17 protein-coding genes are annotated in these 18988 nt (G+C 56.4%); 7 read left to right on the top strand and 10 right to left on the bottom strand.

Annotation, left to right across the window (positions count from 1 at the left end; genetic code table 11):
* Positions 1-5 precede the first annotated feature (5 nt).
* The 5 genes from QWJ34_RS01385 to QWJ34_RS01365 form a co-directional block, all read right to left on the bottom strand.
* Positions 6-1637, bottom strand: coding sequence for a mannitol dehydrogenase family protein (locus QWJ34_RS01385; RefSeq protein ID WP_302725258.1), 1632 nt, complete (start codon positions 1635-1637; stop codon positions 6-8).
* Positions 1637-2713 carry a mannonate dehydratase gene (gene uxuA, locus QWJ34_RS01380; RefSeq protein WP_302725257.1) on the bottom strand — a complete coding sequence of 359 codons (1077 nt, stop codon included), beginning with the start codon at positions 2711-2713 and terminating at the stop codon, positions 1637-1639. The genes QWJ34_RS01385 and uxuA overlap by 1 nt, the downstream gene beginning before the upstream one ends.
* 66 nt (positions 2714-2779) lie before the next feature.
* Entirely contained in the window at positions 2780-3637 is an 858-nt protein-coding gene (locus tag QWJ34_RS01375; RefSeq protein WP_302725256.1) for a sugar phosphate isomerase/epimerase family protein, read from the bottom strand.
* Positions 3638-3669: 32 nt separating this feature from the next.
* A complete protein-coding gene (locus tag QWJ34_RS01370; RefSeq protein WP_302725255.1) occupies positions 3670-4830 on the bottom strand; it encodes a Gfo/Idh/MocA family protein in 1161 nt (386 codons plus the stop codon).
* The gene (locus QWJ34_RS01365) at positions 4827-5720 is read right to left on the bottom strand and encodes a sugar phosphate isomerase/epimerase family protein (RefSeq protein WP_302725254.1); all 894 of its coding nucleotides are present in this window, start codon (positions 5718-5720) and stop codon (positions 4827-4829) included. The genes QWJ34_RS01370 and QWJ34_RS01365 overlap by 4 nt, the downstream gene beginning before the upstream one ends.
* 168 nt (positions 5721-5888) lie before the next feature.
* On the opposite strand from QWJ34_RS01365, the gene QWJ34_RS01360 reads away from it, so the two are divergent.
* Positions 5889-7136: a helix-turn-helix domain-containing protein gene (locus QWJ34_RS01360; RefSeq protein WP_302725253.1), complete on the top strand. Its 1248-nt coding sequence runs from the start codon at positions 5889-5891 to the stop codon at positions 7134-7136.
* 76 nt (positions 7137-7212) lie between these two features.
* Here QWJ34_RS01360 and QWJ34_RS01355 read toward each other — a convergent pair whose 3' ends face one another.
* Positions 7213-8604 carry an MFS transporter gene (locus QWJ34_RS01355; protein WP_302725817.1) on the bottom strand — a complete coding sequence of 464 codons (1392 nt, stop codon included), beginning with the start codon at positions 8602-8604 and terminating at the stop codon, positions 7213-7215.
* Between the two features lie 276 nt (positions 8605-8880).
* Here QWJ34_RS01355 and QWJ34_RS01350 point away from each other — a divergent pair, with 276 nt between their 5' ends.
* Complete coding sequence (locus tag QWJ34_RS01350; RefSeq protein WP_302725252.1) at positions 8881-10047, top strand: ROK family protein; 1167 nt, start codon at positions 8881-8883, stop codon at positions 10045-10047.
* 107 nt (positions 10048-10154) lie between these two features.
* Here QWJ34_RS01350 and nikC read toward each other — a convergent pair whose 3' ends face one another.
* From nikC to QWJ34_RS01335, 3 genes are all read right to left on the bottom strand, one after another.
* Positions 10155-11060, bottom strand: a complete 906-nt coding sequence (gene nikC / locus QWJ34_RS01345; RefSeq protein WP_302725251.1) for a nickel transporter permease — start codon at positions 11058-11060, stop codon at positions 10155-10157.
* 10 nt (positions 11061-11070) lie between these two features.
* Entirely contained in the window at positions 11071-12075 is a 1005-nt protein-coding gene (locus QWJ34_RS01340) for an ABC transporter permease (RefSeq protein ID WP_302725250.1), read from the bottom strand.
* Positions 12076-12175: 100 nt separating this feature from the next.
* Positions 12176-13837, bottom strand: coding sequence for an ABC transporter substrate-binding protein (locus QWJ34_RS01335; protein ID WP_302725249.1), 1662 nt, complete (start codon positions 13835-13837; stop codon positions 12176-12178).
* A 695-nt stretch (positions 13838-14532) separates the two neighbouring features.
* Between QWJ34_RS01335 and QWJ34_RS01330 the strand changes: the two genes are divergently transcribed.
* The 3 genes from QWJ34_RS01330 to QWJ34_RS01320 all read left to right on the top strand — a co-directional run bounded on the left by QWJ34_RS01330 (position 14533) and on the right by QWJ34_RS01320 (position 16645).
* Positions 14533-15468, top strand: a complete 936-nt coding sequence (locus tag QWJ34_RS01330) for an NADP-dependent oxidoreductase (RefSeq protein ID WP_302725248.1) — start codon at positions 14533-14535, stop codon at positions 15466-15468.
* Between the two features lie 152 nt (positions 15469-15620).
* A complete protein-coding gene (locus QWJ34_RS01325; protein ID WP_302725247.1) occupies positions 15621-16124 on the top strand; it encodes a MarR family winged helix-turn-helix transcriptional regulator in 504 nt (167 codons plus the stop codon).
* A 104-nt stretch (positions 16125-16228) separates the two neighbouring features.
* Positions 16229-16645 (top strand): hypothetical protein, encoded by a 417-nt coding sequence (locus tag QWJ34_RS01320; protein ID WP_302725246.1) that lies wholly within the window; start codon positions 16229-16231, stop codon positions 16643-16645.
* 345 nt (positions 16646-16990) lie between these two features.
* Here the strand turns inward: QWJ34_RS01320 and QWJ34_RS01315 are convergent, their stop codons facing one another.
* The gene (locus tag QWJ34_RS01315; protein ID WP_302725245.1) at positions 16991-18130 is read right to left on the bottom strand and encodes an NAD(P)/FAD-dependent oxidoreductase; all 1140 of its coding nucleotides are present in this window, start codon (positions 18128-18130) and stop codon (positions 16991-16993) included.
* A gap of 162 nt (positions 18131-18292) precedes the next feature.
* Here QWJ34_RS01315 and QWJ34_RS01310 point away from each other — a divergent pair, with 162 nt between their 5' ends.
* Both QWJ34_RS01310 and QWJ34_RS01305 read left to right on the top strand, forming a co-directional pair.
* Complete coding sequence (locus tag QWJ34_RS01310; RefSeq protein WP_302725244.1) at positions 18293-18667, top strand: AbrB/MazE/SpoVT family DNA-binding domain-containing protein; 375 nt, start codon at positions 18293-18295, stop codon at positions 18665-18667.
* Entirely contained in the window at positions 18657-18965 is a 309-nt protein-coding gene (locus QWJ34_RS01305) for a type II toxin-antitoxin system RelE/ParE family toxin (RefSeq protein WP_302725243.1), read from the top strand. Before QWJ34_RS01310 ends, QWJ34_RS01305 begins: the two co-directional genes overlap by 11 nt.
* Positions 18966-18988 lie beyond the last annotated feature (23 nt).

Genomic DNA, 18988 nt, shown 5'->3' with positions numbered 1-18988 from the left:
TTCTATTATATGCCCGCTGCGGACTGAGCGTTCACGTACTTCTCCAGCGTCGCGCGCACCGCGCCCGGTCCGGCCAGCATTTCGTGGAACAGACTTTCGATCTTCTCGCCCAGACCGATATCGTACAAACGGATGCCGAAAATACTTTCGTCTTCGAGGATTCCGCGCACCCCCGATGTCTTCGATCCCAGCGCGGTACCGCTTAGCCGGCTCTGGAGCGTGTCCAGCAGCGGGTCCGGGCTTGGCGTAAACGGCCGGCCGTTATCGTCCACGCCGAGCAGATAGCGGCACCAGGCGGCAATCGCCAGCGGGATCGCCGTAAGCTGCGCCGGATCGAGATCTTCCCTGCTTACATAGGCTTTGATCGTCTCGACGAAGCGGATGCCGACTTTCTGCGAAGTATCGGTCGCGATTCGCTGCGGCGTATCGGGAATAAACGGATTGGCGAACCGTTCCCGCAGCACTTCGTCCAGAAACCGCTCCGGACGGATAATGCCGGGATCGACCGCAACGGGCAGCCCTTCCTTATAGCCGATCGTTTCCGCAAACCGGCGCAATGTCTCGTCCCGCATCTCGTCGGCGATCAGGGTGTAGCCCAGCAGGCAGCCCGTTACGGCGAGCGCGGTATGCAGCGGGTTCAAGCAGGTGGTGACTTTCATCGTTTCGACTTTGTTGACCGTGTCTTTGTCGGTAAAGATGATGCCCGCTTCTTCAAGCGGCGGCCGGCCGTTCGTAAATTTGTCTTCGATCACCAGGTACTCGCTGATCTCCGCATTGACGAACGGCGCGGTATACGTATTTTTCGACGTGACGATCACATCCATGCCGCCGATTCCCTGCGTAAGCAGCTCCGCCTGCACGTCCGGCGACGGACGCGGCGTAATCTTGTCGATCATGGACAGCGGGAACGCAATCCTGCTTTCGTCTTCCAGATAAGCGACGAATTCGCGATCCACAAAGCCTTTCTTCGCCCACTCCCCGGCGATCGTAAGCACGCCGCGCTTCAACTTGTCGCCGTTGTGCGAGCAGTTGTCCATGCTGACGAAGGTCATCGGATGCGCGCCTTTGAGATAACGGCGGTGCGCAAGCGAAGCCACCAGGCTCATGACATGGACCGGGGAAGCCGGGCCTTGTGCGATGTCCTGCTCCACAATCCCCAGATACGCTCCGCCCGGAGCCGTCAGCGAATACCCTTTTTCGGTAATCGTAAAGCTTGCCATCTGGAGACTCGGATTTTCGAAGATTTCGGTCAGCCGCCGGTAATCCGCTTCCCGTCCCCGGTCTGCCGCGATCGCTTCCGCGACGCTGGCGACGATACTCTTGCGGAATTCTCCCGCGGCGTTCATCAGCACCAGCAGCGTCAGATTGTCGAACGGCCGGTAGACCCGGTCGATCATCTCGAAGTCGAACGATTCCGCCGCAATGATGCCCGTGTCCGCGCGGCCGCCGTCCAGCAGCTTCTGGTGGGCGTTCGCCACAAATCCGCGGAAGATGTTGCCTGCGCCGAAGTGCACCCACTGCGGCTTCTCCGCCGTATTCGCGGCGATTCGCGCGGCGTCGAATTTCGGCAGCTCCACTCCCGCCGCTTTCCAGGCTTCCGCTTCCTCCGTGATGCTTTTTACCGATAAAGCCAGCATTACTCCGCCTCCTTCGCGTTCTCCAGACTGTCCCAGACTCCCAGCAGATACATAATGCCCAGCGCGCGGTCGTACAGGCCGTAGCCCGGACGGCAGTTCTGCTCTTCTCCCCACAGATGGCGGCCGTGGTCCGGGCGCACATAGCCGGTATATCCGCTCTCGTGATACGCTTTGACCACTTCGGGAATATCCACGCTGCCGTCGCGGCCGCGGTGGGATACCTCGATAAAGTCCCCGTTCTCGAACACTTTCACATTCCGGATATGGGCAAAGTAAATCCGGTCGTGGAACTCGCGGATCATAGCCGGCAGATCGTTCTCCGGATTCGTTCCCAGCGAGCCCGTGCAGAAAGTCAGGCCGTTATACGGGCTCGGCACGGCGTCCAGCATACGGCGGATCGTGTCGCGGCTGCGGATAATGCGCGGCAGTCCGAAGATCGGCCAGGCGGGATCGTCGGGATGGATCGCCATTTTGATATCCGTTTCTTCGCAAACCGGCATAATGCGCTCCAGGAAGTATTGCAGATTCTCGAACAGCTTCTCTTCCGTAACGTCCCGGTACGATTCGAACAGCTCGTCGAGCTTCGCCAGCCGTTCCGGTTCCCAGCCCGGCATCGTGAACGCTCCCGCGCCTTCGAGAATCCGGTCCACCATCGCGCGCGGATTGTCGGTAATGGCCGCTTTTTCGTAAAAAAGAGCGTTCGAGCCGTCCGGCAGCTCCTTGTACAGCTCCGTCCGCGTCCAGTCGAATACCGGCATGAAATTGTAGCAGATCACTTTGACGCCGACTTTGGACAGTTTGCGGATCGTATCGATATAGATGTCGATATACTTGTCGCGCGTCGGCAGGCCGATCTTGATATCGTCGTGCACGTTGACGCTTTCGACCACGGCCGTGTTGAACCCTTTGCCCGTAATTTGGTCGGCCGCTTCCCGAATCCGTTCCATCTCCCAGACTTCGCCGGCCACTTTGTCGTGCAGCGACCAGACGATGCCGGTCACGCCGGGAATCTGCCGCACATGATCGAGCGTAATATTGTCGTTGCCTTCCCCGTACCAGCGCCAGGTCATATTCACAGCAGTCACTCCTCTTTACATTTTTTTCGTATCCGGCTCATGCCGGAAAAGGTCGGTCCCTTCGGTTCAGAACCAGTCCGCGTAGCCGATTTGTCTCAAATATTCCGCCGATTCCTCCAGACAAACAAACGGATCGCGGCCGTACGTATCGTCCTGCTCGATCAGGAAATAGTTCACGCCGCTCGCCGCGCCCGCTTCGATAATGCCTTTGATATCCAGGCTGCCCTGGCCCAGCTCGGCGAATTGGACCATGTTCAGGAACTTCTGCATGAACTTGCTCATGTCTTTGAAGTCTTCTTCAGCCGCTTCCATGCGCCCGATCCGGTAATCTTTCAAATGCAGCAGCGAAATGCGGCCCGCGAATCGTTCGATCAGCTTGATCGGATTCTCGCCGCCCCGGTGCACCCAGTGCACATCCAGCTCGAAGCCCAGCTTGGACGTGTTCTCCCGCATGATATCCAGCAGGAACTTCCCGTCGTATTTCTCGAACTCGTTGTGATGGTTGTGGTAATACAGCTCGATGCCGTGTTCGGCCAGCCGCTCCGCCATTGCTTCGGCGTCCCGGATATAGTCCATCGCTTTTTCTTTGTCGCCCATCAGCCGGATCGGCATCATCCCGATCCGGATAATCCGGCAGTTCAACTGCTTGCAGTCGCCCACGATCTTGTCGAAATCTCGGGTCAGCGACTCGCCGGGATACTCGGGCATGCTGTCGAGCGGCGCGGTCATCGAAGCGACGGCAATGCCGAATTCCTCGGCGGCCCGCTGAATCTCGTCCACATTTTCTTTGCTCATTTCAACCTGGGAGATCTCCACGCAGCCGAAGCCGAGTTCTTTGATTTTCCGGAACGTTTCGGTGATGCCGTTTTCCGCGATTTTGCTTTTCAAACTGAACATTTGTACGCCGATTTTCCCCTGTGCCATGTCTGTTCCTCCTCGAATTTGGAATTTGGAATTTATAAAGTCGCGGTTTCTTGTTTCTCCGCTTCGATCTTGCCGTTCAGTTCCGCGAGGAACTGCTCTTCGTCCAGCGGCAGTTCCACTTCGCGGCCCAGCCAGCTCGACAAATGGATGGCGTTCGCCAGCGATACGCCTTTGATGCCGTCGCTCCCCGGGGCGAGCAGCGGCGTTCCGTCCACGATATTGGCGGCGAAGTTCTCCATCACCGCGATATGCTGGCCGCCCCATACGCTTCCGAATTCGATCGTTTCTTCGTCGTACACATCGGACATATCCGCGCCCATGAAGATCTTCAGCACATCGGCCCAGCCCATGGTGCGGCTCATTTCGTCCTCCGGCTGTTTGAGACGCTTGATCGTGACTTTCTTGCTGTCGTCGACCACGATCTTGCCTTTGTCCCCGAGAATTTCGAGGCGGTCCGTGCCCATCACGTCGTGCGTACAGGTAACGAATACGCCCGTCGCCCCGTTGCCGTAATCGAACAGCGCGGTCACTTCGTCTTCGACGGTAATTTTTCTCTGGAAACCGTATTTCACATTGGAATACACTTTTTGCGGCATTCCGCAGATCCACTGCATCAGATCGATCTGGTGCGGAGCCTGGTTGACGAGCACGCCGCCGCCTTCGCCGTTCCAGGTGGCTCTCCAGGCGCTCTGGTCGTAATAGCCCTGCGGTCTCCACCAGGTCGTGATGATCCAGTTGGTCCGGCGGATCTCCCCGATCTCCCCGCCGTCGATCCATTCTTTCAACTGCCGGTACAGCGGATTGGCCCGCTGATTGAACATGATGCCGAAAGTCAGTTCGGGCTTCGAAGCCGCAAACTCGTTCAGTTCCCGCACCTGCTTCGTGTAGACGCCGGCGGGTTTCTCCACCAGGGCGTGAATATTTCTTCGCAGCGCTTCGATGCCCATCTCCGGGTGAAGATAGTGCGGCACGCAGGTCACGACGGCGTCCACGTCTCCGCTTTCCAGCATGTCGATGTAATTCTCGTAAAAAGGAACGTCCGGATATTTCTCCCGCGCCCACTCTTTTTTGGCCGGATCGATATCGCAGATCGCGCCCAGCTCCATGTGTTTGACTTTGCCCTCGGCCAAAAATTCGGCATATGTTCCGCCCTGCGCGCCGACGCCGATAATGCCCATTTTCACAGTCTTCATGATACGGTTGCCCCGCTTTCGATTTGTTTGAGAATCGCTTTTAACGCTTCGTATTGCAGTCTGTAGCCTCCGGCTCCGTCGAGCCCTTTGTTGTCTTTGATCACATGTTCCGCCGGTTCCAACTCCAGGTCTTTGAGCGAATCGAACAGCACCAGATGCGGTTCGAGCGTCAAGAAACCGGTGTACCCGCCGGCGATCGCCTGGGCCAGTATGGACGGGATTTGCCCTTCGCCGGCTCCGCACAGCACATTTTCGCGATCCGTGCTGACGGCGTCTTTGATATGGATATAGGCGATATGCGGTTTCAGCAGTTCGTAGCAGTTCTGGGTGTCTTCGCCGCACTGTACGAAATTGGCGAAGTCGAAAATGGCTTTGAAGTGTTCCGAGTCTACGGCCGTAAACATATCGGCGCAGCGTTCGGCGATATCGCCGTAGATGTCTTTTTCGTTCTCGTGCAGCAGCACGATATCGTACCGCTCGGCGATCCGGACCAGTATCCCGATCTTGGCGATCACTTCGTCCCTGTAGGCGTCCGGATCGCGGCCTGCGGGAATGTAAAAGCTGAAAATGCGGATATACCGGCAGCCGAGCAGCATGCCGATGCGGCACAGCCGGTGCAGCATCTCCTGCTGATTCGCAAATCCTTCTTCGTCCCCGACAAACACTTTGCCGATCGGCGATCCGATCGAAGACACGCCGACGCCCGCTTTTTGCAGCCGGGGAAGCACGTTTTCTTGAATCTCTTCCACCGTGAAATCGCCTACATTTCTGCCGTCGATTCCGCGCAGCGAGAGGTAACGCATTCCGAGCCGGGTAACCACCTCAAGCTGGGTATCGAAATCGGACGAAATTTCATCGGAGAATCCGGAAATTCGGATATGCCGCTCCATCGTTTTTCCACCTCTTTTTCGAGAGTATATACGTTCCGTGTAACAAGGCGCCTGAGTCCATCCTAATTGATAGCGCTTTTTTAAACTCGTAATATCTTGCGTATTATATTAAAATCATGTATAAAGTTATGCTGACGCCCAAACTTCGATGTGTCTGGAGGAACAAGAATGCCCAAAAGTGAAAAAAATCACGAATTAAAAAAGCTGTTTGCGTTCGCCGGCGAGTTCTCGCATATGGACACAGTATTTACCGGCCCCGGCAAAGAAACGGAGTGGAAATCGATCGGCAGCCGGATTCCGCAGCCGCTTCAGCCGTATCTGGAAAATCTGCGGCAAAGTCTGCGGCTCGATCCCGCGGACGCCGACCGCAGGATTGCGCTGCACTCGACTTCTTTTCACATCCACTTTATTTCCGTCAATCTGTTCGATACCGGCGCTTTTATCGGCAGTATCGTGATCGGTCCTTTTCTGCTCGAAGAACCTTCTGCGGCCGTGATGAACGAGATCGTGTTTGCTAATCGGCTGCCGATCGGGCTGCTTCCGACCCTTCAGCAGTATTATTTGTCTCTTCCCCTGATCGCCAGGGACAAAGCCGACCGGATCGCCGACTTTCTTGCGTATCTCGCCGCGCGCTTCGACGACGGACGTTCGGATTCTTTCGAGCGGACCGCCCTGCGCAGCATCTCGAATCCCCATGTCGTGCTGCCCGAAGCCATCAAACAAAAAGCGACGGAAGAAGCGGTTGCTTCGATCGAAGAACGCTACCGCCTGGAGAACCGGATGATGGCCGCCGTGGAAACCGGGAACCTGGAAAAAACCGTGAAGATGGTCGAAGACCTCAGTCAGGTCGTGGGTGAAATTCCCGACCGCATCCCCAACAATCCGCTGCGCTCGCGCAAGAATCTGGCGTTTGTAACCAATACGCTGCTGCGAAAGTCCGCGGAAAAAGGAGGCGTGCATCCGCTTTACATCGACGGCATTTCCGAAAAGCTCGCGATCCAGATCGAGAAATCGTCTTCGGTGCGGCAGCTGCTCGATATCCAGAAGCAGATGTATATCGAATACTGCGAAGCGGTCCGCAGCCTCAGCCTGATCGACTGGAGCCCCCTTGTCAAAAGCGCGATCGAGCATATCCGGCTGCATATCGACCGGGAGCTGCGGCTGGAGGAAATTGCCCGGGCGATCCGTGCCAATCCGTACGAGCTGTCCAGGCGGTTCAAGAAAGAAACCGGGCAGCCGCTCACCTCTTATATCAATGCGCAGCGGATTCAAGAAGCGGCGCAGCTGCTGCAAAACGAAAGTATGACGATTACCGATATTGCCCAGATGGTCGGGTTTGGCGATGTCAATTATTTCACAAAGGTATTCAAGCAGTTGAAAGGCTGTACGCCGAGCCGGTTCCGCAAACCGGAATAGGAATCGTATCGCCGGAACAGTTGGAAAGCCTGCATACCGCCGCTTCAAGCCTGCAGGCTTTTGGGCCGACGGTCCGCTATTCGAGCTTGTTTCTTTTTGCAGCCAGATCGGCCGCCAATTGAAGCGTGCGTTTCTTGTTGAGGGGATAAAGGAACATCACGATCACGAAGATCAGCAGCAGGATAACCGCCGGCACCAGGGTGGCGAGGGTGTGAATGCCCTGCAGCGTGTCCTCGGTTTGGGTGTCGAGAGCGGCGTTGTAACCGACATAGGCCAGCGCGTAACCGCCGAGTCCGCCGGCTATGGCCTGACCGACTTTGCGCGCAAAGGAATAGATCGAATATACGGTTCCGTCTTCGCGCAGGCCGGTCAGATATTCATGATAATCGATTACGTCGGTAACGAACGCCCAGATCACGAGGTTGAAGAAAGCGTATCCAAACATAGCAACGGTCAAGATCGCGATAAAAGCGTTAACGTGCAGACCGGGCATGGCATACAGCAGGCCGTACATACAGGCGGCCAGCAGCACGCCCATCGAAGCGGTTTCTTTCTTGCCGAATCTGGCGACCAGCGGCTTGATCAGCGGCGTCGCCGCAAAGATCGTAGCGGCCTGAATAAATCCGACCAGGCTCAAAGCCGTCGTGCTTCCGAAATAATTTTTGAACAAATACACATTGACGGTGCCCACCAGCATAAAGCAGACCATAAACGTAAGCGAAGCGACCAGAATCCACATCAGCGGTTTGTTCCGGGTCAGTCCTTTTAACGTGGCGCTGAATTTGACTTTTTCCCGCTGCGCTTCCGGCTGTACGATCCGTTCGGTCGACAGTCTGTAGCACGCCATGTAACACGCCAGCGACAGCACGCCGAAGATCAGAGCCGCCATCAGGAAGCCGTTGGCGTTCGCTTTATTGTCGACGAATACGATCAGCGGACCGACCACGTTGATAATCAGTCCGGCCAGCGAGCCGCCCATGGTCCGGAACGTCGACAGGGTGGTGCGTTCCACCGGGTCTTTCGTAATCACGGAAGCCATCGAACCGTACGGAATATTGACCGTGCTGTACAGCGTACCCCATAATATATACGTCACATACGCGTACACCTCGTAGAAGCCGTTGGTCATGCCCGGGATATGGATAAACATCAGGACGCCGGAGACGACGAGCGGAAACGACATTCTGAAGATCCAGGGTTTGAACTTACCGTGCGGGCCGGCTTTTCTCGAATCGATAAACCGTCCCCAGGTCACGTCCGCCACCGCGTCCCACAGCCTTGCGATCAGGAACAAACTGCCCACCAGCGCAGCGCTCATTCCGAACACGTCCGTGTAATACACCATCAAAAACGAACTGGCAAGAATAAAGAAAAAGTCGTTCCCGAAATCCCCGAACATATAACCGAGCTTGTCCCGCATCCCAAATTTTCTTGTCGGATTCGTCGAGTTCGATTCGTAATCCGGCATCGTTTCCAGCCCTGCGTGTTGACCCATTCATAGCCCTCCCATGGATAATAATAACGCCTTATTAATTAGTTTAGTAAACTTATCAATTAAGGCAGATACAGGTTACCATCTCCAAATCCGAGCGTCAACACCTTTTGTAAGCGTTTTAAAATTTATATATTTTTCCGGAAAGTCAATTTCCTCTTCTTGCAATTTACTTTTTCTGGGCGCCGGCCTTATTCAAGATGATTAATGTTATAATCGGAATTGTGAATACGTTCGAACTGGAGGACAGGAATGATAACCGGTGACGCCTCATATATCAAGCAAATCAATCGTTCGTTAATTATCCAGGAAATCCTCAAAGAAAGAATGGCATCCAGGGCCGACTTGTCCAAAATCACCGCTTTGACCCGAGCGACGATATCCGCCCAGGTCGCCGACCTCCTGAACGAAGAACTTGTTGTCGAAACGCATCTGGAGCACAACGCGGTGGGCAGAAAACCGATCCAGCTGTCCCTGAACGGACAAGCCGGGTACGCGCTGGGCATCGATCTGGATTACGGGCGAATCTCCTTTACCGTCACCGATCTGCTCGGACGCCGGGTATCCGCGGAAACCGCGGCGCTGGAATCGCACGGCTATCCGGATATTCTCCGGCTGCTCACTCAATATATCCTCAAGTACCGGGAACGGTTCTCAGGCAGCCGCTACGGCATCGTCGGCATCGTCGTGTCCGTACACGGCCTGGTGTCGAACAACGAAATCATTCAATACGTGCCCCGCTTCAATTGGACCGGCGTGCATCTCAAAAGCGATCTGGAAGCCGCGGTCGGCATGAAAGTCCACCTGGAAAACAACGCCAACCTCAGCTCTTTCGCGGAGAGTGTGTTTATCCATCACGAAACCGAAAACCTGCTGTGCGTCACGCTGCATTCCGGCATCGGCCTGGGCATGATCCTGAACAACAAATTCTTCCGCGGACACGACGGATTCGCCGGCGAAATCGGCCATATGATTATCGTGCCAGAGGGCAAACCCTGCGCCTGCGGCAACCGCGGCTGCTGGGAGAAATACGCGTCGGAAACAAGCGTATTCGAATATTTATCCGACAAAAAAAATACGGGACCGATTACCTACGAGCGGATCGGACAATGGCTCGAACAAGACGACGCCGACGTGCACGAGATCATGAAGCAGTTTATTTATTATCTCTCGATCGGACTGAACAACGTCATCAATCTCTACAATCCCGAAGTGGTGGTGATCAACAGCGAGCTGCTGCGAATGTACCCGGGTTCCCTGGAGCAAATCCATGCCAACCTGCATTCCCAGATCAGCCATTACCGCAAACTGGCGCTGTCCACGATCGACAATTCTTCCGTGATGGGCGCCTGCGCGCTTGCCATCTCGAATTTTCTCAACGTGCCGGTGCTCAATTTGTCCGCCGAAGAAGGACAGTAGCACCGAATCGCGGATAGTCCGCACAATAAAGAGAGGCCGCGATCGATCCGCGGCCTCTCTTCTTTTTGCTTGCAGCGCTTTTTTTGTCGGCAGGTCTTCCCTAAGCCTTAACGCCCTTTCATCTTCGGATCGAATGTATCACGCAGTCCGTCGCCCATCAGGTTGAAGCCGAGCGAGGTCAGCAGAATACACAATCCCGGGAAAATAACGGTCCACGGCGCGGTCTGGATAAACTGGCGCGAGTCGGACAGCATCTTGCCCCATTCCGGTTCCGGCGGCTGCGCGCCGAGGCCGAGAAAGCCCAGGCCGGCCGCTTCGATAATCGCCGTGGCGACGCCGAGCGTGCCCTGCACGATAATCGGCGTCAGGCTGTTCGGCAGGATATGCCTGAACAGGATGCGACCGTTGTTCGCGCCGAGCGCCCGGGCCGCCGTGATAAACTCTTCCTGCCGCAGCGACAGCACCCGCGAACGGACGAGACGTCCGTAAGTCGGGATATTGACGATCGCGATCGCATACAGCGCGTTTTGCAGCGACGGGCCGAGAATGGCGACGATGGCGATCGCCAGCAGGATGCCCGGAAACGCAAGCAGGATATCGAACAGACGCGAAATGATCATATCCACCCATTTGCCGTAGAAGCCGGCTATAATGCCCAGCAGCGTCCCGATCACGATCGAGCCGATCACGGACATAAAGCCGACCCAGAGCGAAAGCCTCGCCCCGTAGATGGCCCGGCTGAAAATGTCGCGCCCGAGATCGTCGGTGCCGAACCAGTGGTCGCCGGACGGCGCTTTCAGCCGGTCCGCCAGCACCTGGGCTTTGTAGTCGTAAGGCATAATCAGCGGGGCGACCAGCGCCAGAAGAACGAAAAAGATCACGAGTCCGAGACCGATTACGGCGAGCTTGTTGCGTGCGAACGATCTGGCCGCATCTTTCCAGGGGCCCGGCTGAGCTTTGTTCGCCGATTTATCGACGGGCCGCGGTCCGGCCTTCAGAAATGCGTCGCTCATGGTGTCCCTCCTATTTGTACTGGATGCGCGGATCGAACACGACGTACAGCAGATCCACCAGCAGATTTATCAGTACGAAGATGATCGCGACGATCAGGATGCCGGACTGGATCACCGGATAATCCCGGTTGCTGATCGCTTCGAAGATATAGCGCCCGATGCCCGGCCAGGCGAAAATGGTCTCGGTCAGCACGGCGCCGCCGAGCAGCGCGCCGGTCTGGATGCCGATAACCGTCAGCACGGGAATAAACGAATTCTTGAGCGCGTGCCGGTACACGACCGTGAACTGCGACAGCCCTTTCGCCCGCGCCGTGCGCACATAATCGAGCTGCATGACTTCCAGCATGCTGGAGCGCGTCATACGCGCGATCACCGCCATCGGAATCGTGCCCAGCGCGACGGCCGGCAGCACCAGGTGCTTAATGACGGTCCACAGCTGCCCGAACTGCCCCTGGATAATCGCGTCGATCACGTAGAAGCCGGTCACGGCTTCGAGCGGGTCCCGGACGTTGAGGCGTCCGCTCGAAGGCAGCCAGTGCAGTTCGTTGGCGAAGATCCACTGCTCCATCAGCCCCAGCCAGAAGATCGGCAGCGAGACGCCGATCAGCGCGATCAGCATGCAGATGTAGTCGAACCACGAATTATGCTTCCAGGCGCTGACAATCCCGGCGTTGACGCCGAAAAATACCGCGAACAGCATGCTCGCCGCCGTCAATTCGAACGTCGCCGCGAGATAAGGCCCGATCTCCTGCGAGATCGGCGCGCGCGTGCGGATCGAATTGCCCAGATCGCCGGTCAGCAGGTCGCCCAGGTATTTGCCGTACTGCTCCAGCCACGGCCGGTCCAGCCCGAGCTGGTCGCGCAGCGCCTGCTTGGACGCCTCGGTCGCTTTCTCGCCGAGGATGGTATCGGCCGGATCGCCGGGAATCGCATGGATGATCGAGAAAACGATCATGGTCATGCCCAGCAGGACCGGAATAAGAATCAGAAGTCGTTTGGCAATGTAAGAACCCACTAGTCCACCATCCATTCAGGAAAGTCCGAAGGGAGCTTCGCCGTTCGCGAGGCTCCTTCCGGACCCGAATTGAAACTATTCGCTTACCGTTTGCTTGCGTTTACTGCCCAATCGAGATGTCCGCGTAAGGCTCGGAGCCTGTCGGCGAAGGCACGTAACCCTGCACTTTCGCGCTTCCGGCCAGCAGCGGCGTGGAATGCACCAGCGGCACCCACGGCGCGTCGTCGTGAATAATGACCTGCGCTTCTTCATACAGCTTGGCGCGCGCGTCCTGGTCCGTTTCCTGCTGCGCTTTGACCAGCAGCTCGTGCAGCGGCTCGCTGACGTAGCGGCTGTAGTTGTTGCTGCCGATCGAATCTTTGTCGAGCAGCGTGTACAGGAAGTTGTCCGGGTCGCCGTTGTCGCCCGTCCAGCCGAGCATGAACAGATCGGCTTTCTTGCCGTTCTTCAGATCGTCCAGGTAAGTCGCCCACTCCGGCGATTCGATATTGACCTTGACGCCGATCTGCTCGAAGCTGGCCTGGATCACTTCGGCGACTTTGCGGCCGTCCGGCATATACGGACGAGGCACCGGCATCGCGTAGAACGTCAGCGCCTGGTCGATTCCGTTCGGATAACCGGCGTCGGCCAGCAGCTTCTTGGCTTCGTCCAGGTTGTAATCGTAGTCTTCGATGCTGTCGTTGTAGCCCCACAGCGACGGCGGCATCGGGTTCTTGGCCGGTTCGGCCTGTCCCGCGAAGAATGCGTCGATAATGCCCTGCTTGTCCACCGCGTGGCTCAGCGCGATGCGCACCTTCGGATCGTCGAACGGTTTCTTCTCGACATTGAAGCCGAGATAGCCGACGTTGAACGGAGGACGGTTGAACTTTTGCAGATCCGGATTGCTTTCCAGCGTCGCCAGATCGTCCGGGCTGAGATCTTCCATCAGGTCGATCTCGCCGTTTTGCAGCGCGTTGAAGCGCGCGGTGTTGTCCGGGATCGAGCGGACGATGACTTTATCGAGCTTGGGCAGGCCTTCCTGCCAGTAGTCCGGGTTCTTATCCAGGGTAATCGAATCGCTGCGTTTCCATTCCTTGAATACGAACGGTCCGGTTCCGACCGGATTCGACTTGAAGTCGGCGCCCGATTTCTCGACGGCGGCCGGACTTGCGATCGAGAACGCCGGCATCGCCAGGTTCTGCAGGAACGGAGCCTGCGGCTGATTCAGCGTAATAACCACGGTCGATTCGTCTTTCGCTTCGACGCTCTTGATGACGCGGCTGCCGTCCGGGCCGAACATCGAATCGTAGTAATCGAACGAATCGCCTTCGAATTTGAATTTGCTGTTCGGATCGCTCCAGCGGTTGAAGTTGAATACGACCGCATCGGCGTTAAAATCGGTTCCGTCGTGGAACTTGACGCCCTGGCGCAGTTTGAACGTATACGTCAGCGCATCGTCGGAGATTTCCCAGCTTTCCGCAAGCGCGCCTTCGACTTCCGTCGTGCCGGATTTATACGCCAGCAGCGGATCGAATACCTGCTGCGCGATCTTGATCGATTCGCCGTCGGTGACGATTGCCGGATCGAGCGCCGCGGAATCCCCGCCGCGTCCGACAACCAGCGTTCCGCCGCTGCCTCCCGCTTCGGGAGTCGTCGTTGCCGCTTCGCTTCCGGTATCCGTCGAGCCCGTTTCGGCCGCTTCTTTTCCGCCGCCTCCGCAGCCCGCCAGTATCAGAACAAGCGATAATACCAGAGTGAACAACAGGGACAATCTTTTTCTCATGAACAGTCCGCTCCCCTCAAGATCGCATTCTGCCCGCTCTGCTCCATTCAATCCGCCCAACATTTTATAAATATTATGTATATTGGAGTATCGGTTAACGGATGGCTTCGAACCGGGTGAATATAACTTACACAAAGAGCCTCCACTTGGCAATCGTTTTTTGCAATTCGCCTTCTTTATGTAATGTATTATGACTCCAATGGTTATTCCGTAAAATTTTTTTCCTTCATTAAAAGAGAGATGAATCGAAACGTTTCTATTCTTTTTTCAAATATTTTACCGCCGGTCGGCTCCGTTTCTCGGTTTTTACCGCTGCGTTCGTTAAATCTTTCCTTTTCAAAAGCCTTTTATACCCCTTAACACAGGACCATTATAAGGAATAAAAATCTAATATAACCTCGGTAAATTATCTTTTAATCACACTTTTTATCTTCCGGCCGCCGGGCATCGTATCCTTTTCATCCAGTACGTTGTCTCCTCCAAGCGGACATTCGCAAAAAAGACTCTAAATCCCATGTCAGGTATTCGATTTTATTGCCGACGGATTTTTACGCAGTTTTCATTTAATTTCAAAAAACTTAAAATTATATGTTGCCAACCACATAATTCGGATGTATATTTGTGTGGCCGGCAACGTAAATCGTATTCATCCTGCTTTCCCGCTTGAAACCCCAACCCAAAAGGAGAGATTACTTATGCAAACCCCAACCATGCAAGCCGTTCTTGTCGATCGTTACGGAGAAGCCGACGTACTGGAACTGCGTCAAACGGAGCGCCCGCAGCCGCAGGCCGGCGAAGTCCTGGTCCGGCTCGAATACACCGCCGTGATCCCGCTCGACTGGAAGATTCGCCGCGGCTGGCTTAAACAAGTGTTCCCGATCACTTTCCCTTATATTCCCGGCTTCTATGCGTCGGGCACGGTCGAAGCGGCCGGCGAAGGCGTAACGGAATTCCAAGCCGGAGACCGGGTGCTCGGCCAGTTCACAGGCGCTTATGCGGAATTCGCGGTTGCCAAAAAGCAGGAACTGGTCAAAGTGCCGGACTCATTATCGCTCGACGAAGCCGCGGCGGTTCGCGGCGGAGCGGATTCGGCCTGGAAAGCGCTGTTTACGGAAGGCGAACTGCAAAGCGGCCAGACGGTGCTGATCCACGCCGCCGCGGGCGGAGTCGGACAATTTGCGGTTCAGCTCGCCAAGTGGAAAGGCGCGACCGTGATCGGGACCGCTTCGGCCTCCAACCTGGAGTTTGTGAAGTCGCTCGGAGCGGATCGGGTGATCGATTATCGCAGCGAAAAGTTCGACCAGCTGGTGCAGGACGTCGATCTGGTTGTCGATACGGTAGGCGGCGAAACGCAGGAACGTTCGTGGAAAGTGCTGAAACAAGGCGGTATGCTCGTCTCCCTGTTCGAAGAACCGGACGCGGAGCAGGCGGCGGCGCACGGCGCGACCGGCAAATTCAATACCAAATTCTCGACGCGGGACGATCTGCTGCAAATCGTGGACCTGATCGCAAACGGCACGCTCAAGACTCAGATCGACAGCATTTACCCGATCGGCGAAGTCCAAGAAGCGCATCGCCGCAGCGAAACCCGCAGCGGACGCGGCCGGATTCTGCTGTCTCCCCGGGGATAAGCGTTGAATGTTCTGGCGCACGACATGGATAACCGTTAAAATAAAATCAATAACGGATACGCAGAAATATGGGAAGCCTCCGGTCGCTCGAGACAAGCCGCTGAAAGCTTCCCGTATTCGCCTATCCGCCGATCAGAAAGGAAATGTGTCCAATGAACCGTAAAATTCCCGAACATCCGCCGGACTCCGGTTTACCCTCTCCATCGGCCATTTCCGAATTCAGCGCGGGCGACCGTTCCCCGGTCAGCTTCGCCGTCTTCGCGCTGGGGCGCTCCCACCGCGCTCTGGCCGCCCAGATGCTGCGCGAGATCGGGCTGTTCGCGGGGCAGGAGATTATCCTATTCCAGCTCTGGGACCGCGACGGCCAATCGCAGAACAGCCTGGGCCAGGCGCTGAGGCTGGATCATTCGACTATCGCCAAGTCCGTCAAACGGCTGGAAGAATCCGGGCTGGTCAACCGCTCCCGCTCGCAGGAAGACGGCCGGGTGACGCTCGTCTCGCTGACCGACGAAGGCCGGGCCATCAACGAACGCATTACCGGGGTGTGGCAGCGGATGGAAGAGATTACAACGCGGGGTCTGACAGACGCAGAACGCAGCGAACTGATCCGTCTGGCATCGAAAGCCGCGGCCAATGTGGACGCGGAGTTGAAGTAGCGAAGAAGTGAAGAAGCGGTAAAGAAGTCGTCTACCAAGCGGGAAGAAGCCGCGAGGCCGGATCGGCCGAACGGGATATCGCACGACGAGAGGAGTTTATCGCGATGACAAAAGGAAAGAAGTTCGGCATATGGCCGGCCGCGCTCGGCTTGTTGGCCGTATCGGCGGCGGCCGGTTCGATCGCCGCTCTGCACGGCGGCGCTCCGCGCGCAGGCGAGCCGCGCCAGGCTGCGCCGGTTAATCCGGCTGGCGGAGCCGCCGGCGCCGGCGTTACCTCGGCCGAAACCGAGGCGGTTTCGCCGCAGCCGCAAGCCGGCGGCGCCGTGCTGCGGCCCAAGGCAGACGAGCCCCGCGACGAGCGGCTGCCGGACGGGCAGAACGGCATCCAGATCGACGTCTCCGGCGTCCAAGAAAGCGAAGCCCCGCCGGGCGAACCGCTGCGTCATCCCCTGTATCGCTACGAATCCGTCGAACAGATGCCTTTGGGACAGGACTCGGACGAGGAGCAGACGGAGTCGTAAAATAATAAGTCGTAGAGAGCGAACGACGGCCGGCTTCCGGGCCGCCGCGCCGAGAGCATGGCTTGTTTGGACAGAAATAAGTATCGAAATATGAAATAACGTCTTATATACCACTATTTCGAGAAATATACGGCCCCGATTCGAAATAACGGCACAGGTACAACTATTTGTCCACAAACGGCTCATTGGCGCGCTTTGAAGACAAAATAAGTGTACCTGTGCCGTTATTTGTTCGAAAAGCGTATTTTCAAAGAAAATAGAGGTACTGAGGACGTTATTTCGTTTCGATCTGCCTCACACTGCTCCGGCTTATCCTAATTCGCTTATCCATCGCACTACTGCGCCTTATTCCCCCTGCCGCAGCGTACCCAGCGCTTTCTCCACTCCGTAATCCTCCAGCCCGATATCCGGTTCGAGGCCGAGTGCAAGCTTCGCCAGCTGGCTGCCGAGAAACGGGCCGACGGTCAATCCGGACGCGCCCAGTCCGTTGGCCGTAATCAGTCCTTCCCAGCCGGGAACGCGCCCGATTACCGGCAGAAAGCCGGGCGTGAACGGGCGAAAGCCCACCCGTACTTCCTCTACCTCGGCGTCCGCCAGACCCGGGGCCAGCTCGACGCCTTTGTTCAGCACCTCCTGCATGCCGCCCGCCGTGACGCGAATATCGCCAAGTTCCGCTTCGTTCTCGTGCGTGGCGCCGGCGACGATTCGGCCATCGTCGAACGCCAGCAGATATTGATCCGTCGGCGGAATCACGACCGGCCATGCGCCGCTGCCGGGACGATCGGGCATTTGCAGATGCAGGATCTGGCCTTTCTGGTACGTCACGCGAAAGTCCAGCCCGAGCGGCCGTAATAAACTGTTCGCCCACGCTCCCGCGCAGACGACCACTTCGTCCGCTTCCAGCGTTTTCCCGTCCACGGTTACGCCGGTTGTGCGGCTTTTATCCGTATTCAGCGCCGCCTCGCCTTCCGCCAACACCGCTCCATGCTTCCGTGCGCCGCTCAGCAAAGCGTCGCGCAGCGCGCGCCCGTCCACACGAGCCGCTCCGCTGACCCGCACCGCCTGATAGCCTCCGCTCAATAGAGGAAACAGCTCGCGTACCCGGCTTTCGTCCAGAACCTCGATGTCCCCGATCTCCGGCGCGTCCTCTCTTCGTTTCCCGGCCCGCTCGCGCATCCCGGCAATCTTGACCGGATCGGGATGCAGGCTGAGAGCGCCCACGCGGGCGTAACCGGTATCGCGCTCGCCCAGGGTGTGCAGTTCTTGCGTCAGGTCGCCGTAATACCGCGCGCCCGCCCGGGCCAGCCGATACCACGCCTGATTGCGCCGCTGCGACAGCCAGGGACAAATAATGCCCGCCGCCGCATCGGTCGCCTGTCCTTGATGTTTGCGGTCGACCACGGTCACTTCCGCCCCGAGCTTCGCCAGATGATAAGCCGCCGAAGCTCCGAGAATCCCCGCGCCGACCACGATGATTTTTTTCATAGGAATGAGGGTTCCTTTCTGTGTTTAACAAGATGCTCTGAATTATCCCAGATTCGGCGGCGTTCGTGAAGCAGACAAAAAAATTGTACTTCAACGCATAATTCGTCATAATAAGTATAAAATCAAATTTTCAAAGAAACCAAGCAAAAGGAGAAGATTAAATTGTCGAAGTTAGAACCAATCGAGTGGAAGCGCGCCCGCGTATCGTCAAAACGCCAGATTACGATTCCGCAAAAATTCTACGAACAGTTAAAGATCCAGGACGAGGTCGAAATTGGCGTCAAAGATCAAATGCTGGTGCTTCGGCCTATGCGTGAAAGAAGAGACGGAGACGACTATGCCGATCTGATTCTTGCGGATCTTTTGGACGAAGGTTATACGGATAAAGAAGATCTACTGCGCAAGTTCAGGGAACGCCAGACTATGCTGCGCGGTGCTGTAGGTTATCTCATTGCCGAATCTCGGGAAGCGGCTCAACACTATAAAGCGGGGACGGACGAAACAGCTGAATTGTTCGGCGATGTAGATGAGCAATAATTCTATGCTGCCTGTCACGTATTTACGTCCTGCTGCAAAATACTTCAAAAAATTAGTCGAAGCTCCTTTGAAAAAAGCTTATTTAGAAGCGATCATAGCTATTCGTAACAATCCTGAGCTTGGTGAAGCCAAGACCGGCGATCTAAGCGGGATTCGGGGATACGACATTTTCTATCAGGGGACAAATTACGAGATTGCTTATCGTGTAGAAGAGAACGAAGAAGGCGAATTGATCGTGGTTATTTTGGCGGGATCAAGAGAGAACTTTTACGAGCAGCTCAAACGTTATATGAAATAGACTATAAAACTAATCCTCGCTCG

Source organism: Saccharibacillus sp. CPCC 101409, assembly GCF_030518235.1.
Lineage (GTDB): Bacteria > Bacillota > Bacilli > Paenibacillales > Paenibacillaceae > Saccharibacillus.
Note: the sequence above shows the minus strand (reverse complement) of the source record. Positions and strands in the feature narration are given on the sequence as shown.